Source organism: Mesorhizobium vachelliae (assembly GCF_033977325.1).
GTDB lineage: Bacteria > Pseudomonadota > Alphaproteobacteria > Rhizobiales > Rhizobiaceae > Mesorhizobium > Mesorhizobium vachelliae.
This window is the reverse complement of record NZ_JAVIIR010000008.1, coordinates 168245-193993: the sequence shown is the minus strand read 5'-3', so window position 1 is coordinate 193993 and position 25749 is coordinate 168245. Positions and strand designations below refer to the sequence as shown.

Annotated in this window: 14 protein-coding genes; 6 read left to right on the top strand and 8 right to left on the bottom strand. The window is 64.3% G+C overall.

What is annotated here, in order from left to right; genetic code table 11:
* Positions 1 to 29: 29 nt before the first annotated feature.
* The gene (locus RFM41_RS18615) at positions 30 to 6437 is read left to right on the top strand and encodes a coiled-coil domain-containing protein (protein WP_320244990.1); all 6408 of its coding nucleotides are present in this window, start codon (positions 30 to 32) and stop codon (positions 6435 to 6437) included.
* A 158-nt stretch (positions 6438 to 6595) separates the two neighbouring features.
* Here the strand turns inward: RFM41_RS18615 and RFM41_RS18610 are convergent, their stop codons facing one another.
* From RFM41_RS18610 to RFM41_RS18590, 5 genes are all read right to left on the bottom strand, one after another.
* Positions 6596 to 7369 carry a DUF1828 domain-containing protein gene (locus RFM41_RS18610; protein WP_320244989.1) on the bottom strand — a complete coding sequence of 258 codons (774 nt, stop codon included), beginning with the start codon at positions 7367 to 7369 and terminating at the stop codon, positions 6596 to 6598.
* A 564-nt stretch (positions 7370 to 7933) separates the two neighbouring features.
* The gene (locus tag RFM41_RS18605) at positions 7934 to 8587 is read right to left on the bottom strand and encodes an ABC-type transport auxiliary lipoprotein family protein (RefSeq protein ID WP_430691476.1); all 654 of its coding nucleotides are present in this window, start codon (positions 8585 to 8587) and stop codon (positions 7934 to 7936) included.
* Between the two features lie 37 nt (positions 8588 to 8624).
* Positions 8625 to 9998, bottom strand: a complete 1374-nt coding sequence (locus tag RFM41_RS18600) for an MlaD family protein (RefSeq protein WP_320244987.1) — start codon at positions 9996 to 9998, stop codon at positions 8625 to 8627.
* Positions 9999 to 10012: 14 nt separating this feature from the next.
* Positions 10013 to 10825 carry an ABC transporter ATP-binding protein gene (locus tag RFM41_RS18595; RefSeq protein ID WP_320319286.1) on the bottom strand — a complete coding sequence of 271 codons (813 nt, stop codon included), beginning with the start codon at positions 10823 to 10825 and terminating at the stop codon, positions 10013 to 10015.
* A gap of 1 nt (position 10826) precedes the next feature.
* Positions 10827 to 12014 (bottom strand): ABC transporter permease, encoded by a 1188-nt coding sequence (locus RFM41_RS18590; RefSeq protein ID WP_320244985.1) that lies wholly within the window; start codon positions 12012 to 12014, stop codon positions 10827 to 10829.
* A gap of 77 nt (positions 12015 to 12091) precedes the next feature.
* Here RFM41_RS18590 and dgcA point away from each other — a divergent pair, with 77 nt between their 5' ends.
* Positions 12092 to 13075 (top strand): N-acetyl-D-Glu racemase DgcA, encoded by a 984-nt coding sequence (dgcA, locus tag RFM41_RS18585; protein WP_320244984.1) that lies wholly within the window; start codon positions 12092 to 12094, stop codon positions 13073 to 13075.
* Here dgcA and RFM41_RS18580 read toward each other — a convergent pair.
* Together RFM41_RS18580 and RFM41_RS18575 are read right to left on the bottom strand one after the other, a co-directional pair.
* On the bottom strand, positions 13046 to 14260 hold the full coding sequence (locus RFM41_RS18580; protein ID WP_320244983.1) for an MFS transporter: 1215 nt from the start codon (positions 14258 to 14260) through the stop codon (positions 13046 to 13048). The two genes, dgcA and RFM41_RS18580, sit on opposite strands and share 30 nt — an antisense overlap.
* Positions 14261 to 14462: 202 nt before the next feature.
* The gene (locus tag RFM41_RS18575) at positions 14463 to 15260 is read right to left on the bottom strand and encodes a UDP-2,3-diacylglucosamine diphosphatase (protein WP_320244982.1); all 798 of its coding nucleotides are present in this window, start codon (positions 15258 to 15260) and stop codon (positions 14463 to 14465) included.
* 155 nt (positions 15261 to 15415) lie between these two features.
* Between RFM41_RS18575 and RFM41_RS18570 the strand changes: the two genes are divergently transcribed.
* The 3 genes from RFM41_RS18570 to RFM41_RS18560 all read left to right on the top strand — a co-directional run bounded on the left by RFM41_RS18570 (position 15416) and on the right by RFM41_RS18560 (position 19966).
* Complete coding sequence (locus RFM41_RS18570; RefSeq protein ID WP_320244981.1) at positions 15416 to 16195, top strand: SDR family oxidoreductase; 780 nt, start codon at positions 15416 to 15418, stop codon at positions 16193 to 16195.
* Between the two features lie 163 nt (positions 16196 to 16358).
* Complete coding sequence (locus RFM41_RS18565) at positions 16359 to 18683, top strand: NADP-dependent malic enzyme (RefSeq protein ID WP_320244980.1); 2325 nt, start codon at positions 16359 to 16361, stop codon at positions 18681 to 18683.
* Between the two features lie 59 nt (positions 18684 to 18742).
* Positions 18743 to 19966 (top strand): DUF2865 domain-containing protein, encoded by a 1224-nt coding sequence (locus tag RFM41_RS18560; protein ID WP_320244979.1) that lies wholly within the window; start codon positions 18743 to 18745, stop codon positions 19964 to 19966.
* Here RFM41_RS18560 and gltX read toward each other — a convergent pair.
* Positions 19884 to 21257 carry a glutamate--tRNA ligase gene (gltX, locus tag RFM41_RS18555; protein ID WP_320244978.1) on the bottom strand — a complete coding sequence of 458 codons (1374 nt, stop codon included), beginning with the start codon at positions 21255 to 21257 and terminating at the stop codon, positions 19884 to 19886. The two genes, RFM41_RS18560 and gltX, sit on opposite strands and share 83 nt — an antisense overlap.
* A gap of 712 nt (positions 21258 to 21969) precedes the next feature.
* On the opposite strand from gltX, the gene RFM41_RS18550 reads away from it, so the two are divergent.
* On the top strand, positions 21970 to 25746 hold the full coding sequence (locus RFM41_RS18550; RefSeq protein ID WP_320244977.1) for a vitamin B12-dependent ribonucleotide reductase: 3777 nt from the start codon (positions 21970 to 21972) through the stop codon (positions 25744 to 25746).
* The last annotated feature ends 3 nt before the right edge of the window (positions 25747 to 25749 follow it).

The following is a 25749-nucleotide window of genomic DNA, read 5'->3' as shown; positions in this document are numbered from 1 at the left end:
CGCGGCAGCTAGTACAGGGTAGCGAAGGCATGGCTAAGAAACCAACGACGACCAAGTCTCTCGACAGCGACGTAGCCGCGGAATTGGAAAAGGCGCTTGACCTTGACCTTAACGGCGACGAAGGCGGCCTCGATATGGCGGCGTCGATGGAAGACCTCGAAGCGCAGATCTCGGCGGCCGCCGACGAGCTGGCGCGCGAGGGCCGTAGCCAGAGAGCGGAGCCGGCAAACAACCCTCAGCCCGCCCCCCAGCCTCCCAAGGCGCCCGCGGCCAAGCCGGCCGAGCTGCGCCCGGTCGAGCCGCGCAACGGACAGCCGGCAGGCTTTACGCCTCCCGCCGGCTTCACGCCCGCCAATGACGACCGCCAGAAGGATTACAAGACGCTGCTGCACAGCCTCAACCGGCGTGCCTCAAGCACCGTCTACTGGGTGATCGCCTTTATCTCGCTGGCCTGGATCGCCGGCGCCGGCGGCCTGGCCAACCTCTTGTTCGGTTCCGGTATCTGGAAGATCCGCACCTTCGACCAGTTCTTCGCCCGCCCCGAGCTGATCGGCCTGGCGGTTGCCGCGATCGTCCCGGTCATCCTGTTCTGGGCGTTCGCCGCCATGATCCGGCGCGCGCAGGAAATGCGCATCGCCGCGCAATCCATGACCGAGGTCGCCTTCCGCCTGGCGGAGCCCGAAAACCTCGCCCAGGACCGCGTCATGATGATCGGCCAGGCCGTTCGCCGCGAGGTGGCGGCCATGGGCGAAGGCATAGAGCGCACCCTGGCCCGCGCCGTCGAGCTCGAAACGCTCGTCCACGGCGAAGTCAGCCAGATCGAACGCTCCTATTCCGAGAACGAGGCCCGCATCCGTTCGCTGGTCGACGGCCTGGGCAGCGAGCGCGAGGCGGTCGTCACCCACGCCGAGCGCGTGCGCGCTTCCATTGCCAGCGCTCACGAGACGCTGCGCGACGAGATCGGCTCGGCCAGCGATATCATCCGCGACTCGATCCTCAACGCCTCGACCAAGCTGTCGATGACGATCAACAATTCCGGCGACACGCTGATCGATCGCATCAATGAAAGCTCGACGTCGATCTTCGATTCCGTCGAATCGCGCCTGGACAGCATCACCGACCGTCTTTCGACCTCCGGCGAGGCTTTCGCCAGCCTCCTCGACACCCGTATCGCCAAGCTGACCGACACCACGGACGGCCTCACCCGCTCGCTGACCGACCTGCTCGATGACCGCACCAATGGCATGGTCTCGCTGCTCGGCGGCGCGGCGCGCACGCTGAATTCGGAATTCGAAGCGAGCCTCAGCGGCATCGAGCGCACGCTGGCCGAACGCGGCCAGGCGCTGATCAGCGAGTTCCAGACTCGCGCCGAGGCGCTCGACACCGGCACGCAGAAGCTCAACGCCGCCCTCGAAGCCCGCGCCCGTCAGATCAACGAGACGATGGTGGAGCGTGCGAAGGAAATCGCCCACGCCTTCGCCGAGAGCAAGGACACGCTGTCGGCGATGATCGATCAGGGCAAGACCCAGATCGGCGCCGATATGGCCGACATCATCTCGTCGACCTCCTCGATGCTCGAAGCCCGCGCCACCGACTTCGCCGGCCGCATGGAAGCGGCCCGCCACGTGGTGTCGCGTTCCTTCGATTCCGACATCCAGCGGCTGGCCAGTGCCCGTGCCGGCATCGAGGAAGCCGTCGAGAACCACAGCCGGGCCCTTTCCGACAGCCGCGAACGCATGGCCACCGCCATGCAGGAAGACCTGGCGAAATTCGCCGAAGGCCGCGCCGCGATCGATGCCGCCGTCACCAACCAGGTGCAGAAGCTTGCCGAAGGCCGTGGCCTGATCTCGCGCGCGCTGGAAGAGGACCTGCGCAAGGTCAACGAATCCCGCGCCGCAATCGACGCCTCGCTGGGCAGCCATCTGGAGCAGATCGAGGAAGGCCGTAACCGCCTGTCCCAGGCCTTGAACGAAGACTCCGGCAGACTCGTCCAAGCCCGTACGATGATTGACGAAATGGTCGCCGGCCATGTCGGGAAGCTGGCCGAGGGCCGCAACATCCTGGCGCGCGCCCTGGAAGCCGATCTCGGCAAGCTGCAGGACAGCCGCGCCTCGATCGACGGCCTGGTTGCCGGGCAGGTCGAGAAGATCGCCGAGGGCCGCGCCGTGCTTGCCAAGGCGCTCGAGAACGACATCGTCGGCATCAGGAACCTGATCGAGACCCATTCGACCAAGCTCGCCGAGGACCGTGGCGAACTCAGCCGCGCGCTTGAAAGCGATCTGGGCGGCATTCGCGGCCTGATCGACAGCCACGCCGGCAAGCTCGCCGAGGACCGCAGCCTGCTATCGCAGACGCTGGAAGCCGACCTCGCCAAGCTCGCCGACAGCCGCGCCTCGATCGACGGACTGGTCGCCGGCCAGGTCGAGAAGCTTGCCGAGGGCCGCGACATCCTCAAGCGCGCGCTGGAAGCCGACCTCAACACCATCAAGGGTGCCATTGCGGGACATTCGGACAGGGTGCTGGAAGACCGCGCCCACCTGTCGAAAGCGCTCGAAGCCGACCTGCAGGCCGTCAGCGGCGCCATCGCCGATCACCAGAACAGGCTCGCGCAGGATCGCTCGACCTTGTCGAAGTCCCTGCAGGATGACCTCCAGACTGTAAGCGGCGCCATCGCCGACCATCAGAACAGGCTCGTTCAGGACCGTTCCGTGTTGTCGAAGTCGCTGGAGGACGATCTCGCCAAGCTGGCGGAGAGCCGCTCCAGCATCGACGGGCTGGTCGCCGGTCAGGTCGAAAAGCTCGCCGAGGGCCGCGACATCCTAAAGCGTGCGCTGGAAGCCGACCTCAACACCATCCAAGGCGCGATCGTTGATCATTCGCAGAAGATCACCGATCACCGCGCCGAGCTTTCGCGCGCGCTCGATGCCGACATGGCCAATGCCAGCGGCCTCATGCAGACCCATGCCGACCAGCTGTCGCAAAACCGCGCGACACTGTCCAAGGCGCTCGAGGACGATCTCGCCAAGCTCGCCGAGAGCCGCGCCGGCATCGACGGCCTGGTGTCCGGCCAGGTCGAGAAGCTTGCGGAGGGCCGCGACATCCTCAAGCGCGCGTTGGAAGCCGACCTTGCCAAGCTGGCCGAGAGCCGCGCCTCGATCGATGGTCTCGTCTCCGGCCAGGTGGAAAAGCTCGCCGAAGGCCGCGACATCCTCACGCGCGCTCTTGAAGCCGACCTCGCCAAGCTGGCCGAAAGCCGTGCCGGGATCGACGGACTCGTCGCCGGTCAGGTCGAAAAGCTTGCCGAGGGCCGCGACGTGCTCACCCGCGCCCTTGAAGCCGATCTCGCCAAGCTCGCCGAAAGCCGCGCCAGCATTGACGGGCTGGTGGCCGGCCAGGTCGAAAAGCTCGCCGAGGGCCGCGATATCCTGAGGCGCGCCCTTGAAGCGGACCTTCAGAAGCTGACCGAAAGCCGATCCGGGATCGACGACGTCATCGCCGGCCATGTCGGCAAGCTGTCCGAAGGCCGCGACATGCTCGCCAAGGCTCTGGAGGACGATCTCGCCAAGCTCGCCGATGCGCGCAAGGACGTCGATCGTTCGGTTTCCGGGCATATCGACCAGATCGCCGCCAGGAGCAGCGACATCTCGGCGGCGATTGCTGCCGACGTCGAGAAGATCGAGCAGGCCTTCAGTCGGCAGACCGGTATCATCGAGGAGCGCGCCGGCACCATGGAGCGTGCGCTATCGACCGGCGTCGACAATGTCCGCGGCGTGCTGGAGAAGACCGCGGTCTTCGTGGCGGGCGCGTTGCGCGACAGGGTCATGGAGGTCACCAGCACCCTGCATGAGCAGGCCGGTGCAGCCTTCAGCGACGCCGACCGCAAGATCGCCGAACGGGCCGAGCAGACTTCCGCCGCGCTGCTTGCCAGGGCCGAGGACATTGCCCAGGCCTTCGAGGCGGCCGACCGCCGTCTGCACGAACGCGCCCAGGACACGTCCAACATGCTGATGGCGCGCGCCGACGATGCGTCCAACGCGCTCATGGCCCGCGCCGAGGAAACAGCCGACAAGCTGACGACGCGCGCCGGCGAGATCGCCAACACCTTCGACGCGGCCGACCAGAAGCTGGTTGCCCGCGCCGTCGAGACGGCGCAGTCGCTGGCCGCACGCGCCGGCGACATCCTGCGCAACTTCGAGGGCGCCGACGAGCGGCTCTCGATGCGCATCTCCGAATCGGCCGAAGCGCTGGCCGCTCGCGCCGCCGATCTCGGCCGCATCTTCGACGGCGCCGACCAGCAGCTGATGGCGCGCATTGCCGAAGGTTCGGAAGCGCTTTCCGCCCGTGCCGGCGAAATCGGCCGCATCTTCGACGACGCCGACAACCGCCTGGTGTCGCGCATCGCTTCGACCAGCTCGACCATCGGCGAGCATGCCGACACCATCGTCGGCGCCTTCGCCGCCACCGAGCAGCGTGTCGCCGACCGCGCCCGCCAGACCGGCCAGGAGCTTGCCGTCCATGCCCGCGAGATCGAGCAGGCGCTGGCCGGCGCCGACGAGCGGCTTGCCGCAAGCGCCTCTGCCGCGGCCGCCCGCGTCGAGGACCAGGTCGCGAGCGTGGAGAACCGCCTCGCCTACAGCGCCGAGACCATGGGCCAGAAGCTCAACGAGCAGGTCTCCAGCGCCGAGGCGCAGCTGATCTCGCGCGCCAACGTCATCGCCGAGACCTTCACGGCGGTCGGCCAGCATATCGGCCAGAGCACCAACGAGGCCGCGCGCACGATCGGCGCCAACACCCGCGAGCTCAACACCATGCTCGCGGCGCGTTCGGCCGAGATGGCGAAAATCCTCGACGAGACGGCCAAGCCGCTGGTCGAGCGCTTCGCCCAGGGCGGCTCCGAGCTGCAGCGCAGCATGGAAGAGGTCACCGAACGGGCGGCCGAGAAGCTGCGCAGCGAGAACACGAACCTCGTCAACGCTCTCGCCAGCCGCACAGCCGAGACGCTGTCGGCCGTCGAAGGCGCCCGCTCGTCGCTTGCCGACAGCGTGGCCGACCTCATCGGCCGCATGACGACCTCCAGCGCGCAGCTCGGCCAGCTCATCGAGCAGGCGGCCGTCAACCTCGGCCAGGTCGAGGAGCGGCTCTCGGGCAGCACGCAGAGCTTCGCCACGACCACGGAGAAGGCCGCCCAGACCTTCGCCAGCTCGGCGCGCCTGGTCGATTCCAACACGACGCGGCTCACCGACCTGTCCTCGGCGACGCTGCGCGAGGTGGCCTCGATCGCGACCAAGTTCGACGAGCACAGCCGCCTGCTCTCCAGCGCCTCGAACCTGCTCAGCTCGGCGCAGAGCAATCTCGAGCACACGCTGGAGCGTCAGTCCTCGCTGGAAGACCTCGCCGTCGGCTTGGTCAAGAAGTCGGAAGACCTCGAGAAGGTGATGCGTTCCTTCGAGAATCTCGTCGGCCAGACGATGCAGACCGCGGAAGGCCGCACGATGGAGTCGGCGGAAAAGATCCGCACCGCCATCGCCGAGGTCGTCGATTCGGCGACGCGCCGCTTCGCCGACGCGACCGAGGAGATGCGCCGCACCGCGGGCTCCATCAAGAGCGAGCTCGATCTGACCCGGGCCGAGCTGAAGAAGGGTGTCATCGAGATGCCGGAGGAGGCCAAGGAATCGACCTCCGCCATCCGTCGCGCCGTCGCAGAGCAGATCAACGCGCTCAAGGAACTGTCGGATATCGTTGCGAAATCCGGCCGCAGCGGTTCAAGCGAACAGGGCGAGCCGCGCGGTCTGCGCCCTGCTCCGCAGGCACCGGCCCGCGCCGCCGAGCCGCCGCTGCGCCGCCCGGCTCCGCAACCGCAGCCGCAGCCGCAACCAACGCCTCGCGCGCCGCAGGCGCCGCTTGCCGAGACCACGTTGCGCGGCACGCTCGACCTCGAACGTCCCGCCGAAGCGCCGCGCCGCGAGAACGGCAAGACGCCGCAGGGCGGCTGGGTGCGCGACCTGCTCACCAATGCCTCCCGCGAGGAAGAGCTGCGGCCGGCAGCGCCGGTAGAGGCGCCGCGCGCGACGCCTGCCCAGCGTTCGCCGCTGCATGTCATGGAGTCGCTCAACTCGCTCTCCGTCGACATCGCCCGCGCCATCGACCATGACGCCTCGATCGAGCTCTGGAACCGTTACCGGCGCGGCGAGCGCGACGTGTTCACGCGCCGCCTCTATACGCTCAAGGGCCAGCAGACTTTCGACGAGATCCGCCGCAAGTATCAGGCCGAGGCGGAATTCCGCGCCGCGGTCGACCGCTACTGCGAGGATTTCGAGAAGCTGCTCAAGGATGTCTCGCGCAACGACCGCGACAACATCATGGCGCAGACCTATCTGACGTCCGACACCGGCAAGGTCTACACCATGCTGGCCCATGCTAGCGGCCGGTTGCACTGAGCGGTCGAAAAGTCTGATAAAAAAGGCGGGCTTCAGCCCGCCTTTTTGTCTTTATCCACTGAGAATAGGAATTATTTTCCTAAAATACATGAGAAAGCGCGGGCGTCTTCAACATTCGTTTCAGCGTTTCGTTGAAAAGCTTTTCGCCTTGGTATCGCTCATGCCGCCTTGCCTAATGCTTCGCGCGTAATCCGCGCAATGGCCGCGTCCTCATCGTCTTTGTAAACTGGAACGGTCGCGAGACGGTTGCTTGCCCTACGGCGAAGATCGTTGGATACGGCGTGATCGTCTTCCAAAAGAGCGACGACGGATAGATCTTGCTTCACCTCATGCAGGGCTGCGAAGTGAAGAAAGATAGCGTCATTTACTCGTGTTGGAGTGTTCCCAAAAAAAACCGCAACCGGCGGGCGGCCAGCCGCCTCCAAGACCATGTCGGGTGTGACTTCGCTCAAACGCGAGTTGACCTTCTCATTCTCCCTGACTTTGGCACGGTCACCGATTGCTGACTTTATGCGTTCAGCCGCATCTTCCTTGAAGGTCGACGCGACCTTCTCTTGCGTGAGCAAAAGGAAGTCGTTCATTCGGATCATGACGCCGACGAAGGCCAACGCCCTAGCAGGCAGCTCTGTCTCAGGAAACGAGGCGGTCTTTATCGTCCCGTCATCAGGATCGAAGTGAGCATGAACCGAAGACAAGAGCTGTTCCAAGCCGCGTCGGCGCGTATCGGTGTCAAAATCGACGCCGGCAGCCTCGAGCTGTTGGATTGTCGCGCCGTCGTCCTCAAGCTTGAAAGCGCCGTCCTCTGTCCTTGTGACGTAGAACGCAACGCGGTCGCCGTCGTCGCGCAAAAATGCCGTGGATACGGCAAGGCCAGCAGGCACTTCCGTTACAGTGATGTCGTTGCAAAACGCTTGGCAGAGTTCGGCTTTCATACCATTCCCTCGGCCTTGTCGATTCTGAAGATCGATATTGCGCAATTAAAGGCGGTCTGTGCAGAAAGTGGCTGCCTTAAGTGCCTGAATTCGACTCGCCTATGATACGCGTTTGCCTTGGGTAGACGAACTCCACCAAAGCGATTGTGGCCCGGATTAAGGTGGGTCAAGTCCGCGCAACGGGCATGGCAATGCCAACCAGGTTCACTGGCGTGGTATTCGTAATCGCAGATCACGAGAGTTTCGCCGCCTCTGACCACGCCAAGGCTGGCGCGGAATATTCGCTTTGATTCGTTGAAGAGCAACAAAACGCGGCAATCGTGGCCGTCCGCCACAAATGAGATAATGCGCCACTGGTATTGCTGGCCATATTTATACGCCTTTGCTTTTGCTCGACGTGACGGCCATTTGGGGCGAGGTATCTCGCCTCGCTTCCAATCCCCCGTGTCTACGGCGGACTTATCCGCCGCTATGATCCCCCTAAGATTCATGGGCGATCCTCTTAGCGCAAAATGGCTAAGGAATCACTCATGCTTTGGTTTCCCAGCGGCCTGGCAACCGCTATCAGATCGTCGAATCCGTCCAGCGGACGATATCCTTGGCCGCCTGCCCGAAGGCGCTGTCCAGCGCGCTGACATAGGCGGCATTGCCGCTGCCGGAGACCGGCGCGCTGGCGGTGAAGCTCTTCGAGGCGCGCACCTCGCCGTTGCGGTCGTTGAGGATGCGCACGAACAGATTGACATCGGCATGCTCGCCGCCATCGACGCGCACCTCGAAGGACCGCACCTCGACGATGATCTGGTAGTCGATCGCCAGCCCCTCGCCCGGCTTGCCGACGCCGGCAAAGCTGCCGGAGCGCTGGAAGGTTTCGGCCAGCCTCGCCTGCACGATCAGCGGCAGCCGGTCGGCCCATTGCGCGCCCTTGAGGAACTGGATCGACCGGTCGGATGGCCTGATGACGATGTTCTGGCTATCCAGCGCCTTGAGCGCCGAGGGCTGTGCGATCAGGATCTGGCGGCGGCTGTGGGCACGCACGTCGACCGACGGCGCGGACAATTCGAACGTGTCGAGCGGCGCCGGCTTGCCACCCAGGGCCGCGCAGCCGGCAAGCGCAAGCACCAGCAACGCTGCCGCGGACGATCTGAAACTCCCCGCTACCACCCTGACCGACTTCACACGTGATCCCCGTTGTCCCCGGATCTTACGATCAACCCGCATTCGCGGTTCATTTTTTTGGCGGTCGCGGCGGCCGAAGTCAACGCCGTGCCCTTCCATCGAACTGTCTGACCTCGCCGTCGCCGCCCGACAGGATGCGCTGCGGGTTGCGGCTGAGATCGGTCACCGCCTCCTCGATGCGGTTGATCGAGCGCCGGCTGTCCTGCACCAGCGCCTGGACATTCTGCAGGCCCTGGCCGGAGAAGCGCGATAGGTTGTCGACGATGGTGCCGAGGCGGGAGTTCAGCGTATCGGCCACCTGCTTGAAGGATTTCAGCGTCGCCCTGGCATCGGCCATCACGCCGTTGGCCTCACCGGAGCCGAGGAGGTTGTCGACCTTGGCCAGGATGCCGTCCACGCGCACCGAGGCGTCGTTGAGCCGTTGCGCAAGCTGCCGGGCGTCCTTGATGGTCTGGTCGATGTCGTCGGAGCGGTTGGCGATCTTGTTGGTGACCTGGGCGATGTCCGAGGCCGCCTTGTCGGCGTTGGCGCTGGCCTTCTGGATGTTGGCCAAAGCAGCCTTGACGTCGGCCGGATCGATGCCGTCGAGCACGCCGTTGACCTTGGCCAGCGTCCCCTGCGTCTGCTTGGCGAAATCGTTGATCGAGCCGACCGCCGTGTTGACGTTGCCGATGACCGTATCGAACTGCTTCGAGGTCTCCTTCAGGTTCGCCGTCACCGTGTCGACATTGGCCACGATGCTCTTGATCTGGTCCTTGTCGACGGAATTGAGCAGGCCTTCGGCGGCCTTCAACGTGCTGTCGAGCCGGCCCGAGACATTCTTCAGCTGATCCGAAAGCGAGCTCACCGCCGTCAGGAACTTGTCGATGCCGTCGGAATTCTTGGCCAGCGCGTCCGAGAAGGTCTCGACATTCTTGACCGTCTGCGTCAGCGGGCCGCGAACGTCCCTGGTGAAGCCTTCGAGCTCGCTCAGCACCTTGTCGGCGCGCGTGAAAATGTTCTGCGCCGTCTGCAGGAGATTGGTGACCGCCGACGGATTGGCGGTTATCTCGGGGATCCTGCCCTCTTTCTCCGCCTCGTCGAGCAGCTTCGCTTCCTTGGGGTCGGCGCCCCGGAGCTCGATATTGGCTTGGCCGGTCAACCCGGCCAGGCCGATATCGGCCTGTGTCGACTTGGTGATCGGCGTCATGCGGTCGATCTCGGTGTCGGCGATGGCCACCGTCGGATTGTCGACGTCGATGTAAACCCGTTTGACGTCACCGACCTTGACACCGTTGAACAGCACGAAGCTGCCGCGGCCCAGGCCTGAAGCGGAACCTGGAATGCGCACGCGCAGCATTGTCGTTTCGCCTCTGTCGCCGATCGCCGCGGTCCAATAAACGAAGGCGAAGGCCGCCAGGATCGCACCCAGCGTGAAGATGCCGACAATTACGTAGTTGGCTCTTGTTTCCATCGCTCCACTTATGGCTATGCGCGCGCCGCAAGATCAAGTTGCCGGGCGCGTTTTCCGCGGAAATAGGATTTCACCCACGGCTCCTCGCTCTTCAGCATGTCGTCGATCGTGCCTTCCACCAGCACCCTCTTCTTGCCGAGCACCGCGACGTGGTCGCAAGCGGTGAACAGCGTGTCGAGATCGTGCGTGACCATGTAGACGGTCAGGTCCATCGTGTCGCGCAGCTTGACGACCAGTTCGTCGAATTCGGCGGCACTGATCGGATCGAGCCCGGAAGTCGGCTCGTCGAGAAAGACGATGTCGGGGTCGAGCGCGAGCGCGCGGGCGAGCGCCGCGCGCTTGATCATGCCGCCGGACAACTCGGAGGGAAATTTCTGTGCGGCGTCGGCTGGCAATCCGACCAGCTCGATCTTGAGCATGGCAAGTTCGTCCATCAGCGCCTTCGGCAAGTCGAGATATTCGCGCATCGGCACCTGCACGTTCTCCAGCACCGTCAGCGCCGAAAACAGCGCGCCATGCTGGAAAAGGACGCCGAGCCGCATGTCGATGCGCAGCCGATCGGCGTCGCTTGCCTTGTCGACGTCGACACCGAACAGGCTGATCGTCCCCGATTGCTTCGGCATCAGCCCCAATATTGTTCGCAACAGCACGGATTTGCCGGCGCCCGAAGCGCCGACGAAGCCGAGGATTTCCCCGCGCTTGATGTTGAGCGAAAGCTTGTCGAGGATCACCTTGTGTTCGATGGCGACGGTGACGTCACGCACCGAAAGCACGATTTCGTCGTCGTTCGTGGCCTGCGCTGCCATGGCGCCGTTGCCATTTGCCATCTCAGAACCCGATCGCTGCGTAGAACATGGCGAAAAGCCCGTCGAGGATGATGACGATGAAGATCGACTTCACCACCGACGCGGTGACGTGCAGGCCGAGCGATTCGGCGCTGCCGCCGACCTTCATGCCTTCGACCGATGCGATGATGCCGATGATCAGGGCCATGAACGGCGCCTTGATCAAGCCGGCAAAGATGGTGCTGAGGTCGATGGCGACGCGCAGCCTGTCGATGAACGCGGCCGGCGGAATGTCGGAATAAAGCCAGGCGGCGACGATACCGCCGGCAAGGGCTGCAAAATTGGCGATGATGGTGAGGCAAGGCAGCCCGATCACCAGCGCGACGAGCCGAGGAAAGACCAGCACGCCGATCGGATTGAGGCCGATCACCTTCAGCGCGTCGACCTCCTCGCGCATCTTCATCGAGCCGATCTCGGCAGTGATGGCGCTGCCCGAACGTCCCGCGAGCATGATCGCCGTCATCAGCACGCCGAGCTCGCGCAGGATGAGCACGCCGACCAGGTCGACGACGAAGATGTTGGCGCCGAAATAGCTGAGCTGATAGGCCCCCTGCTGGGCGACGATGGCGCCGACGATGGCCGACATCAGCACCACCACCGGTATGGCGCCAACGCCCATGCGATCGATCTGGTTGAAGATCGCGGCTGGATTGACCGCGTGACCGCGCCCGAGCTTCATCTGCGCGCCGCGGATCGTGGCGCCGAGGATATTCATCGAGGCGAGGAAGTCGTCGCGCATCTCATAGACACGCCGGCCAACCAGCTCCAAGGCACGCAGGATGATGTTGGGCGGACCGGCCGGTCCCGATTCGGGCTCGCGCCGCACCGCGTCGCCGACGGCGCCGAGCAGGATAGAGGCGATCTCGCTCTGACCCTGCAAATGGACCTCCACGCCTTTCTTCTCGAAGGCGCTGGCCAGCCGATCGATCAGCCAGGCGCCGGCCGTGTCCATCTTTTCGATGTGGGAAAGGTCGAGCATCAGCTGTTTGGCGCCGCTTCTCTGCTCGATCTTGCGCATGTCGGCATCGACCGCCGCGACAGTGCGCGTCGTCCACACGCCTGAAAAGGCGCAGCCGAGCACGCCGCCTTCCTCGCCTACCGCAACGCGCGGCCGGTGCTCGGCGTCCTTGGCGGCCTCGCCGCTTGCGTCGCGTCTGCGGATGGTCAACATGGCGTCCTGTTTAGCGTGACGGGACTGGCGTGTCGATTTGCCGGCAGACTGGTGTCGCACAGCCGGAGAAGAAAATTATGGCGCGTGTCATTTCGGTCGAAATGGAGCGATTCCCGATCGCCGGCACCTTCACCATCTCACGCGGATCCAAAACCGAGGCCGAAGTCATCACCGTAACGATCGCTGACGGAGGACGTTCCGGGCGCGGCGAATGCGTGCCCTACAAGCGCTACGGCGAGACCATGGAAGGGGTGCGCGCGGCCATCGAAGCCATGCGCGAACCGGTGATCGCCGGCATCGACCGGATCGCCCTGCTCGCCGCCATGCCCGCCGGCGCCGCGAGAAACGCCATCGACTGCGCCCTTTGGGACCTGGAAGCCAAGCTGACCGGCACGCCGGTGGCGGAGGCGATCGGCGTTCTTCCGACCAGGCCGCTGGAAACCGCCTACACGCTGTCGCTCGCCGAGCCGGAGACCATGGCGGCGCAGGCGCGCGCCAATGCCACGCGGCCTTTGCTCAAGGTCAAGATCGGCGGCGACAACGACATGGCGAGGATTCGCGCGGTGACCGAGGCCGCTCCCCAAAGCCGCATCATCCTCGATGCCAATGAGGGCTGGACGGACGAAAATGTAGAGGCGAACCTTGCCTTCGCCGCGCAGCATGGCATCGCGCTCGTCGAGCAGCCGCTACCGGCGGGCAAGGACGACATCCTGCGCCGGATCGCGCATCCGGTGCCGGTCTGCGCCGACGAAAGCGTGCATGCGGCGAAGGACCTCGGCGCGCTGGTCGGCCTCTACGACGCCGTCAACATCAAGCTCGACAAATCCGGCGGCCTGACCGAGGCGTTGAAATTGCGCGACCGCGCGCGCGATCTCGGCTTCGGCATCATGGTTGGCTGTATGGTCGGCACCTCGCTCGCCATGGCGCCGGCGGTGCTCCTGGCCCAGGATGCCGACTTCGTCGACCTCGACGGTCCGCTGCTGCTTGCGCGTGATCGCGAGCCTGGCCTCGTCTACCAGGGGTCGCTCGTCTCACCGCCTGACAGGTTGCTTTGGGGCTGAGCGGGAAGCGAGGCCTATCAGCACCACGCCGATGATCGCGATCGGGATCATCGCCCAGAAACCGTCGACGCCCAGGCGGTCGTAGAGCGGGCCGGACACGAGCGTCACTGCCGCCATGAAGAAGCCGTTGAAGAAATAGGCGATGCCCTGCGCCGCACCCGTGCGCTCTTCGGAAACCGTCTCGCCGATCATCTTCTGCAGGCCGATCAACACCATGGCGACCGAAACCGAATGCAGCGACTGGACAAGGAAGAAGCCGGCGACGCCAAGACCAAGCGGCCACACGAGCGGAAAGGCGACCCAGCGCACGATCGAGCCGATACCGGCGATCACCATCACCCTGACGACCGAGACCGAAGCAAAAATACGATTGAAAAACAGGAACATGCAAACTTCGGAGACCACGCCCCAGGCCCACAGCAGGCCGACGACGGAATCGCCGATGCCGATCGATTTCCAGTAGATCGACACAAAGCCGTACAGAAAGGCGTGGCTTGCGGTGATGATGCCGACGCCGAGCGTGAAATAGAGGAAATAGGCGTTGAAGAGGCTCGGCGCCTTATGCTGGATCTCGGTGGCCGACAGCGGCGAGGCCTTGCGAGGCCGTCCCATGCGCGGCGCCGCCACTGCCGCGACCAGCGCCGCGCCGAGCGAAATGACGATGATCGCCGGGACTGCCTGCGGACCCGCGGCCGCCAGGATGAAGCCACCCGCGACATTGGCGCCGAGATAGGAGATCGAGCCCCATTTGCGCATCGCCGTGTAGTTCGAGCCGAAGCGGCGCACGCCCGACAGCGCCAGCGAATCGGCCATCGGCGAATGCGGCGTCCAGACGATCGTCAGCAAAAGCGATACGGCAAGCACGATCACATAGGTGGCCGGCAGGAAATAGCCGGCAGAGACAACCATCGAGGCCGCGACCAGAACGATGTAGACATTGGCGCGGTCCTTCGCCCGGTCGGCAAGCGCCGTCAGCATCGGCGTCGTCATCACGCGCAGGAACATCGGCGCAGCCAGGATGACCGCGATCTGCTCGGCATGAAAACCTTTCGCCTGCAGCCAGAGCGGAAAATAAGGCAGATGCGTGCCCTGCGAGACGAACAAGGTTGCGAAGATCAGGCTCATGCGCAGTTCGAAATGGCTGGGCTTGACGAGTTGCTCGGGCGACAGGGGCGGCAGCGACATGAATCGATCCAATTACGCTGCAATCGACAGCCTGCAACGCGTCTCGATCCCTAACATGCGGCAAAGCGCGGCGGAACTGTCTGGACCAATCGAACAAGAGCAAAGCTGTTGAAGACGCGCCGCTTGGGAGCGAGCGCGGCGCGCGCTCTCTCTGTGTCAGCGCAACGAAGGCGGCAGGCTGAACCGGGACGGGTGGCGGCGTTCAGGCCGCCTGAGCAGCCCTGCCCTTGAGGTCGATGATGTCGACCGGCACCAACACGTCCTTGCCGGCCGAAGATTCGGGCAGAACATGCGCCCAGGTCAGTATCTCCATGCGGCCGTCGAAGTGTTCGACCACCGCTGTGCAGCTTTCCACCCAGTCGCCGGTGTTGATGTACTGCACATCGCCATAGCTTTCGATCGCGGCATGGTGGATGTGGCCGCAGATCACACCATCGACATGCGAGCGCCGCGCTTCTTCCGAAAGCACCGTCTGGAACGAGCCGATGAAGTTCACCGCCTTCTTCACCTTGACCTTGGCCCAGGACGAGAACGACCAGTAAGGCAGGCCGAGCAGGTGACGCAGCTTCGTCACCACCCGGTTGATCAGCATCGCCGTGTCATAGGCATAGTCGCCGAGATAGGCGAGCCAGCGCTGATTGTGCACCACCGTGTCGAACTGGTCGCCATGGATGACCAGCAGGCGCCGGCCGTCCGCGGTCTCGTGGATCGCGCGGTCGGCGACGACGATGCCGCCGAAATGCACGCCCTGGAACTGGCGCGCGAACTCGTCGTGATTGCCGGCGATATAGGTGATCGAAGCGCCCTTGCGCGCCTTGCGCAGCAGCTTCTGCACCACGTCGTTGTGGCTCTGCGGCCAGTGCCAGCTGCGCCGCAGCCGCCAGCCATCGACGATATCGCCGACCAGATAGATGATTTCGGCGTCGTGATAACGCAGGAAATCGATCAGGAAATCGGCCTTGGCCGCTTTCGAGCCGAGATGCACATCGGAAATGAACATTGCGCGAAAAGTGCGGGGCTCTGGGTCCGACATCACGATTTTACCCTTTGCTTTCGCGTGCCTATGCCCCGATTCATGCAACAACCGTATGACGGTTGCGGTTGGTCCAGCCCAGGCGCTAGCTTGCGCGACCAAAGCATCAGGAGAAAATCACCATGGATCTCGGCATTCGCGGCAAGAAGGCCATCGTTTGCGCCTCGAGCAAGGGACTTGGAAAAGGTTGCGCGATGGCGCTGGCCGAAGCCGGCGTCGACCTCGTCGTCAACGGCCGCAACGCCGGGCTTCTGGCCAAGACCGCCGCCGAAATCCGCGAAAAATTCAGCGTCAAGGTGATCGAAGTCGCCGGCGATGTGTCGAAGCCCGAGGTGCAGAAAGCGATACTCGCCGCCTGCCCGGACCCCGACATCCTGGTCAACAACAATGGAGGTCCACCGCTGCGCGATTTCCGCGAGCTCGACCGCGCCAAGATCCTTGAGGGCGTGACGCAGAACATGGTCACGCCGATCGAGCTGATCCAGGCGGTGATCGACGGCATGGCCAAGCGCGGCTTCGGCCGCATCGTCAACATCACCTCGCTGTCGGTCTATGTACCGATCCCCGGCCTCGACCTGTCGTCCGGCGCGCGCGCCGGCCTGACGTCCTTCCTCGCGGGCGTAGCGCGCACGGTCATCGACCACAACGTCACCATCAACAGCCTGCTGCCCGGCAAGCTCGATACCGACCGTCTGCGCGGTCCACACGAGGCCGGCACTCCGGAAGACCCTGCCGCGGCCGCAGCGCGCAAGGCCCGCATCAGCGCCGACGTGCCGGCAAAACGCCTCGGCACGCCGGAGGAATTCGGCCAGATCTGCGCCTTCCTCTGTTCGGTCCATGCCGGCTATCTCACCGGCCAGAACATCCCGGTCGACGGTGGCCTCTACGTCAGCGCGTTCTGACCGTCACCGCTCCAACGCGTCTGAGGCTCTCCAGCCAACCATCTGGAATCGATCGGTTATTTTCGCTCCGGCATTGTGAAGGCCGGAGCTCGCTATTTGCCGTCGCGAAAATTCTCCGGCGCATGCTAAAAGGCTCCAGATCAGGAACAGAGGGAGGGCCGGAATGGACGGCGAGAACAAGAAAACGGCCAAGTCGGACCTCGATGAGGCCGCCCTCTTTTTCCACAAGCATCCGAAACCGGGAAAGCTCGAGATCCAGGCGACGAAGCCGCTCGGCAACCAGCGCGACCTGGCCCTTGCCTATTCGCCGGGCGTGGCCGCGCCCTGCCTCGAGATCCGCGATGATCCGGCGACCGCCGCCGACTACACCGCCCGCGCCAATCTCGTCGGGGTCGTCTCCAACGGCTCCGCCGTGCTTGGGCTCGGCAATATCGGCCCGCTCGCCTCCAAGCCGGTGATGGAAGGCAAGGCGGTGCTGTTCAAGAAATTCGCAGGCATCGACGTCTTCGACATCGAGATCGACGCGCCGGAGATCGAGCGCATGGTCGAGACCATTGCCGCGCTCGAGCCGACCTTCGGCGGCATCAACCTCGAGGACATCAAGGCGCCGGAATGTTTCGAGGTCGAGGAGCGGCTCAAGGCCCGCATGGGCATTCCGGTCTTCCACGACGACCAGCATGGCACCGCGATCATCGTCGCCGCCGCGGTGCTCAACGGACTGGAACTGGCCGGCAAGACGATTTCCGACATCAAGATCGTCACCTCCGGCGCGGGCGCGGCCGCACTTGCCTGCCTCAATCTTTTGGTCTCGCTCGGCGCCAGGGTGGAGAACATCTGGGTCACAGACCGTTTCGGGGTCGCGCATAAGGGCCGCATCGAGGAAATGGACCGCTGGAAGGACCCCTACGTCAAGGACACCGAGGCGCGCACGCTTGCAGATGTCATTCCGGGCGCCGACGTCTTCCTCGGCCTGTCCGCCGCGGGCGTGCTGAAGCCGGAGCTCCTGCAGCACATGGCGCCGAAACCGCTGATCCTGGCTTTGGCCAATCCCAATCCCGAGATCATGCCGGAAGTGGCGCGTGCCGCCCGGCCGGACGCCATGATCTGCACCGGCCGCTCGGATTTTCCCAATCAAGTCAACAACGTGCTGTGCTTTCCTTACATCTTTCGCGGCGCGCTCGACTGCGTCGCCAGCGCCATCAATGAGGAAATGAAGATGGCGGCCGTGCGGGCGATCGCCGCCCTTGCCCGCGAGGAGCCGTCGGATGTCGCGGCGCGCGCCTATTCCGGCGAGACGCCGATGTTCGGTCCCGATTTCCTGATCCCCTCGCCCTTCGATCCGCGCCTGATCCTGCGCATCGCGCCGGCGGTGGCGAAGGCTGCCTGCGACACCGGCGTCGCGACGCGACCGATCGCCGACTTCGCCGCCTATATCGACAAGCTGAACCGCTTCGTCTTCCGCTCCGGCCTGGTGATGAAGCCGGTGTTCTCCTCGGCCAAGACATCGAGCGCCAAGCGCGTCATCTATGCCGACGGCGAGGACGAGCGCGTGCTGCGCGCCGCGCAGGTGGTGCTGGAGGAAGGCATCGCCGAACCGACCCTGATCGGCCGCCCGCATGTGGTGGAGGTCCGCCTGAAGCGCTATGGCCTGCGCATCCGGCCGGGCGTCGATTTCGCCTTGATCAATCCGGAAGACGATCCGCGCTACCGCCACTATGTCGACCTTTTGATCGAGCTCGCCGGCCGGCGCGGCGTGACGACGGAAGCCGCCCGCACCATGGTGCGCACCAACAATACGGTAATCGCGGCGCTCGCGCTGAGGCGTGGCGATGCGGATGCCATGATATGCGGGCTCGAAGGCCGCTTCGAGCGGCATCTGCGCAATGTCTCGCTGATCATCGGGCCGCGCGCCGGCGTCAAGGACCGCGATCTGTCGACGCTCTCCATGCTGATTTCGCAGCGAGGCATCATCTTTCTCACCGACACCTATGTCTCCATCGATCCGACGGCCGAGGAGATCGCCGAGATGACCGTTCTGGCGGCGGAGGAGATCAGGCGTTTCGGCATGGAACCCAAGGCCGCCTTGCTCTCGTTCTCGGATTTCGGCTCGCGTGACGCGCCGACCGCATTCAAGATGCGGCAGGCCGCGGCGATCCTGGCGCGCATCGCGCCCGATCTTGAATGCGACGGCGAGATGCATGCCGATACAGCGCTTTCGGAACATCTGCGCCAGCGCGTCTATCCGCATTCCAGGTTGAAGGGCGAAGCCAATCTTCTGGTGTTCCCGAACCTCGATTCGGCCAACATCACGCTGACGGCGCTGGGCACCATGATGGATGCGCTGCATGTCGGACCGATCCTGCTCGGCACCGACAAGCCCGCGCACATATTGACGCCGTCGGTGACCTCGCGCGGCGTCGTCAACATGACCGCGCTTGCCGTGGTCGAGGCCGCGCACAAGGCACAGGCGCTTGTCGACCTGAACTAGGGAACAGTTAACCACGAACGCGGTAGCCTTCCGGCCAAGGCAATCGGGATTCCAGGCGGATGAAGGGGTTGAGGCTGATGCATCTTGCGGCGCTGCTTGCTGCGCTTGCAGGTTCAGCTGTCACCGAATCCCAGGCGGCCTCTCGCATATGCCGGCAGCTCGAAGCCGAACTCGCCGCGACGCGCGGTGGCGGCGGCGGACCGGGCATCGTGCGCAAATATGACGACGCGATCGACAGGCAGCGCGAACAGCTTGCCAAGGCCCGCGGCCGGGCAAGCGACGCCGGTTGCGGCTTCACGCTGTTTTCGCGCAATGTCAGCCAATGCGCCGCGATCAATGCCTCGATAGCGCGCATGAACGCCAATCTCGACACGTTGCAGGCCAAGCGCGAGCGGCTGGCCGCCGGCGGCACGCGGCGCGACCGCGGCCGCATCCTCGCGGCGCTCGATGCCAATAACTGCCGCGGCGACGAGACTCCGCCCAGCCATGCGCCGCTTCAGGAGGCTTCCCGCGACAATGGCGCCGGCAATCTGTTCGAGCAGCTTTTCGGCCGCCAGGACCAGCAATTGGAAACGCCAGAGGCTGCCGACGGCCCGGACACCGCGGAGGTGCCGCTTGACGATCCGAGCGTGCGCAACATCCGCCGCGTCATTAACCAGCCGGACGGCATGGACCTGCCAAGTCCGGGCGGCGAGTTCCACACGATGTGCGTGCGCACCTGCGACGGCTATTTCTTCCCGATGTCCAACGCCGCTTCCGTCGGCGATTTCGAGCGCGACCAGAAGAATTGCGAATCGAGCTGCCCCGGCACCGAGATGCAGGTCTTCTATTCCCGCGGAATGGACGACGATTCAGGGTCGATGACCTCCTCGGTCACCGGGCAACCCTACAGCGCGCTGCCGACCGCCTATCTCTACAAGCAGGCCAATTACTCACGCCCGCCGAGTTGCGGCTGCAACCCGCAGGCTGGCAACGGCAATTTCACGATCATCGGCGGCAACCCGCCCAATCCCGAACAGTCGCAGCCGGAGAGTAGAATGGTGCCCTTCATCCCCGTGCCGGCGGTGAAGCCGGATCCGGGCGCCGATCCCGAAACGCTCGCCAATGCCGAAGGCGGGCTCGACCTGGACGCGATCAAGCGGCTGACCGCCAAGGCGCCGGTGTCGCCGGTCTCGGCGCTGCCGCCGGATCAGCGCAGGGTCAGGGTCGTCGGGCCAGCGTTCCTTCCCGACCCATCAGCGGCAATAGATCTGAAAGCTCCGGCCCCGAAGTCCGCCCGGTAAGCGCGAGCCTGAGCGGCATGAACAGCGACTTGCCCTTGCGCCCGGTCGCTTCCCTGATCTTGCCGGTCCAGTCCTTCCAGACCGTGCCGTTCCAGGGCTCCTCGGGAAGGACGTCAAACGCCTGATCGAGAAAATCGCGGTCCTCGCCGGAGAAGTCGGCCGGCTCTTGCGGACCTTCGTTCAGGATGCGCCACCAGGCGACCGCGTCCGACAGGCGGTCGAGATTGCCGCGCACCGCCAGCCAGAACGGCTCGGCCTTGTCGCCGGAAACGCCAAGCACGATCAGCCGGTCGCGCGCTTCCTCAAACGGCATGTGATGCATCAGCGTGCGATTGAGCACGAAGAGCTCGTCCGGGTCGAATTTTGAGGCGGACTTGGACGTCGCCGCCGGGTCGAAATGGCCGGCAAGCTCATTGAGGTCATGCGCGGCGGTGACATTCTCCGACGTGCCGACGAGCACGGCCAGCGACGCCACCGCCATCGGCTCGATGCCGTCCTCGCGCAGGCTTTCGATCGACAGCGCGCCCGTGCGCTTCGACAGCCCCTCGCCCGACACGGTGGTGAGCAGATTGTGATGGCCGAAGACCGGCGGCTCGGAGCCCAGCGCCTTGAAGATGGCGATCTGCACCCCGGTGTTGGTGACATGGTCGTCGCCACGAATGACGTGGCTGACACCCATCTCGATATCGTCAACCACCGAGGGCAGCGTGTAGAGATAGGTGCCGTCCTCGCGCACCAGGACGGGGTCCGACAGCGAGGCGAGATCGACCGTCTCCTCGCCGCGCACCAGGTCGTTCCAATGCACTTCGGTGCGCTCCGGCTGCAGCGGATCGCTGGTGAAGTTGGGCAGCAGGAAGCGCCAATGCGGCTTGCGTCCGTCCGACTGGTATTCGGCGACCTGTTCCGGCGTCAGCGTCAGCGCCTCGCGGCCATAGACAGGCGGCAGACCGCGCGTGCGGCGCACCTTGCGGCGTAGGTCGAGCTCTTCCGGCGTCTCGTAGCAGGCATAGAGCACGCGCGCCGCCTTCAGCCGCTCGACCGCCGCGTCATAGATATCGAAGCGGCGCGACTGGTACTCGGTGACGTCCGGGAAGATGCCCAGCCAATGCAGGTCGTAGAGAATGGAATCGGCATATTCCTGCTTCGAGCGGGCAATATCGGTGTCGTCGAAGCGCTGGATGAAACGGCCCTTGTTGTTCATGGCGAAAAGCCAGTTGAACAGCGCGGTGCGCGCATTGCCGATATGAATGCGGCCGGTCGGCGATGGGGCGAAACGTACGGTAACTGTCATGAGCGGGGCGTAGCGGATGCTTTTGGTGTTGACAAGGCGCGCCCCCGCGCGAACGCAACAGATAGTGCAAGCCAGCTAAAATGAAAAGCCGCTGCCCGACACGCTTGGCGGCGACCTGAAAAACCGCGTCAAGTGCCTGCAAACCCGGGCTTCTTATGTCCCCGTTATCCACATGTGTGACACACAAGATGTTGGGGTCACAAAAGCTACAAAAACGAATCCTTGACGGGTCCGAACGAGTCGCTTTTTATGGGCCATGCGCTCCTGTTGCGGGCGTGACCGGAGAGTTCAGAGGCCGGTCTTTTTTCCCGGATTTTGTGCGTTTTGCCCACATTTCCGCCCGTTCACGAGGCCGGCGGAAGCGTTGGGATTATTAGGGCTTGGGTGGGCGAAAGGGAGAATTGTCGGCCTGGAAAAAATGATCTGTTAACACTATATTTAGTGTTTGCAGGCAGGCTGGACCCTAGATAGTGTGAACCTCCCTCTTCCGAGGGAATCGACCAAAGTTTCAGTTTGAGGGACCCGCGGGGGTCGGCCTGCAGCCCGGGCAAATGTCCGGCAAGGCGTTTTGCTGTCCGCATGGCGGCGCCCGCGACGAGGAGAATGCCGGCGTCGCCTGCGGTGCCGGCAAACGGCGGACTGCGCTTTTCGCCATACGGGGCAGAAATCCCTGGGGAAAAGCGCTATATATAGACACAAAGGGACCGGACCAATGCGCATCGAGCGTCGCTTCACCAAGCCAGAGCAATCAGCCTATGCGGAGATCGAATTCCGCAAGGCCTTGTCGGAGATCAAGAATCCCGACGGCTCGGTGGTGTTCCGCCTCGACAACATCGATGTGCCGGCGCAGTTCAGCCAGGTCGCGGCCGACATCCTGGCCCAGAAGTATTTCCGCAAGGCCGGCGTGCCGGCGCGGCTGAAGAAGGTCGAGGAGAATGACGTCCCCTCCTTCCTGTGGCGTTCGGTTGCCGACGAGGCCGAGCTCGCCAAGCTGCCCGAGGCGGAGCGCTATGGTTCGGAGACCGATGCCCGCCAGGTCTTCGACCGGCTGTCCGGAACTTGGACCTATTGGGGCTGGAAAGGCGGCTACTTCAAGTCGGAAGAAGACGCGCGCGCCTTCCGCGACGAGCTTGCCTATATGCTGGCCACCCAGCGCGTCGCGCCGAACTCGCCGCAATGGTTCAACACCGGCCTGCACTGGGCCTATGGCATCGACGGCCCGAGCCAGGGCCACTTCTATGTCGATCCCTTCACCGGCAAGCTGACCAAGTCGAAGTCGGCCTATGAGCATCCGCAGCCGCATGCCTGCTTCATCCAGAGCGTGCAGGACGACCTTGTCAACGAGGGCGGCATCATGGACCTGTGGGTGCGTGAGGCGCGCCTGTTCAAATACGGTTCCGGCACCGGCTCGAACTTCTCGATGCTGCGCGGCGAAGGCGAGAAGCTGTCCGGCGGCGGCCGCTCGTCCGGCCTGATGAGCTTCCTCAAGATCGGCGACCGCGCGGCTGGCGCCATCAAGTCGGGCGGCACGACGCGACGCGCGGCAAAAATGGTCATCGTCGACGCCGACCATCCCGACATCGAGCAATTCATCGACTGGAAGGTCAATGAGGAGCAGAAGGTCGCCTCGCTGGTGACCGGCTCCAAGATCGTCAAGAAGCACCTCGAAGCCATCATGAAGGCCTGCGTCAATTGCGAAGGCGATGGCGACGACTGCTTCGACCCGGCGCTGAACACCGCGCTGAAGCGCGAGATCAAGGCGGCCAAGAAGGATGCCGTGCCGGAGAACTACATCTACCGCGTCATCCAGTTCGCCCGCCAGGGCTACACCTCGATGGCGTTCAACACATACGACACCGACTGGGATTCGGACGCCTACCTCACCGTCTCCGGCCAGAACTCCAACAACTCGGTGTCGCTGAAGGACAATTTCCTGCGCGCCGTCGAGGCCGATGGCGACTGGCAGCTCACCGCCCGCAAGGACGGCAAGGTGCTGAAGACGCTGAAGGCCAAGGACCTCTGGGAAAAGATCGGCTACGCCGCCTGGGCGTCGGCTGATCCGGGTCTGCACTTCAACACGACGATGAACGACTGGCACACCTGCGCCTCCGCCGGCGCGATCCGGGCCTCCAACCCGTGCTCGGAATACATGTTCCTCGACGACACGGCCTGCAACCTCGCCTCGATCAACCTTTTGCCCTATCGCAGGGAAGACGGCACGATCGACATCGCCGCTTACGAGCACACCGTTCGCCTGTGGACCATCGTGCTCGAAGTCTCGATGATGATGGCGCAGTTCCCGTCCAAGGAGATCGCCAAGCTCTCCTACGACTACCGCACGCTCGGCCTCGGCTACGCCAATATCGGCGGCCTGCTGATGACTTCGGGCATTCCTTACGACTCCGACGAGGGCCGCGCGATCTGTGCAGCACTTACCGCGATCATGACCGGCGTCGCCTACTCGACCTCGGCCGAGATGGCCGCCGAGCTCGGCGCCTTCCCGGACTATGACCGCAACGCCCAGAACATGCTGCGCGTCATGCGCAACCACCGCCGCGCCGCTTACGGCGACAAGGACGGCTACGAGAAGCTCGCCGTCAATCCGGTGCCGCTCGTCGCCGCCGACCTCAAGCAGCAGGCTTTGGCCGAGCATGCCCGCGCCGCCTGGGACCGCGCCATCGAGCTCGGCGAGGAGCACGGCTACCGCAACGCGCAGGCGACGGTGATCGCGCCAACCGGCACGATCGGCCTCGTCATGGATTGCGATACCACCGGCATCGAACCCGACTTCGCCCTGGTGAAGTTCAAGAAGCTCGCCGGCGGCGGCTACTTCAAGATCATCAACCGCGCCGTGCCGGAAGCGCTGCGCACGCTGGGCTATTCCGAAAGCCAGATCGCCGAGATCGAGGCCTATGCCGTCGGCCACGGCAACCTCAACCAGGCGCCCGGCATCAACCCCGGCTCGCTGAAGGCCAAGGGCTTCACCGACGAGAAGATCGCAGCGCTTAACGCTGCGCTGAAGTCGGCCTTCGACATCAAGTTCGTGTTCAACCAGTGGACGCTCGGCACCGACTGGGTGAAGGAAACGCTCGGCTTCACCGACGAGCAGCTCGGCGACTTCTCCTTCGAGATGCTGCCGGCGCTCGGCTTCTCGAAGAAGGACATCGATGCCGCCAACATCCATGTCTGCGGCGCCATGACGCTCGAAGGCGCGCCCTTCCTCAAGGCCGAGCACCTGCCGGTGTTCGACTGCGCCAGCCCCTGCGGCAAGATCGGCAAGCGCTCGCTCTCGATCCAGAGCCACATCCTGATGATGGCCGCGGCCCAGCCCTTCATCTCGGGCGCCATCTCCAAGACCATCAACATGCCGAACGAGGCGACGGTCGAGGACGCCAAGAACGCCTACATGCTGTCCTGGAAGCTGGCGCTGAAGGCGAACGCGCTCTATCGCGACGGCTCGAAGCTGTCGCAGCCGCTCAACGCCTCCCTGCTCGCCGATGACGACGAGGATGAGGACGAGGCGGTCGAGCAGCTGATTGCCGCGCCCGCCGCGCAGCGCGCCGTCCAGGTGACGGAAAAGATCGTCGAGCGCGTCATCGAACGCCTCTACCGCGATCGTGAAAAACTGCCGAACCGCCGCAAGGGCTACACGCAGAAGGCCGTCGTCGGCGGTCACAAGGTGTATCTGCGCACCGGCGAGTTCGACGATGGCCGTCTCGGCGAGATCTTCATCGACATGCACAAGGAAGGTGCTGCCTTCCGCGCGATGATGAACAACTTCGCCATCGCGATCTCGCTTGGCCTGCAATATGGCGTGCCGCTCGATGAATATGTCGAGGCCTTCACCTTCACCAAGTTCGAGCCGGCCGGCATGGTGCAGGGCAACGACGCCATCAAGAACGCCACGTCGATCCTCGACTACGTGTTCCGCGAGCTCGCCGTCTCCTATCTCGGCCGCCACGACCTCGCCCATGTCGACCAGTCGGACTTCGACAAGACGGCGCTCGGCCGCGGCATCACCGAAGGCAAGGCGACGCCCTTCTCCAAGGGCCTCTATCGCGGCGCCTCGCCGGTGAAGCTGGTTTCGGGCATCGGTAGCGAGCCCAAGGGCTTTGGCGGCTCAACGTCGACCACAGCCCCTGCCCGCGCAGCGCCCACCGCCTTCGCCGGCTCCAACGTGCTGGCGCTGAAGCCGGCCAGCGACGAGGCGCTTGCCTACAAGCGCGACTATGAGGAGCGCGCCCGGGAACTGGCCGAGGATATGGTGGAAGAAGAAGCCGAAGCCGCCGGCGGCACTGAGGCCTTATTCACCGACGCCGCGGCCAACGAGGCGGCAGAAGCGAAGAAGCTCGCCGCGACAAGGCGCCAGCAGTCGCTGCTCCAGGGTTACACCGGCAACGAATGCTCCGAGTGCCACAACTTCACCATGGTGCGGAACGGCACCTGCGAGAAGTGCGACACGTGTGGTTCGACGAGCGGCTGCAGCTGAGAG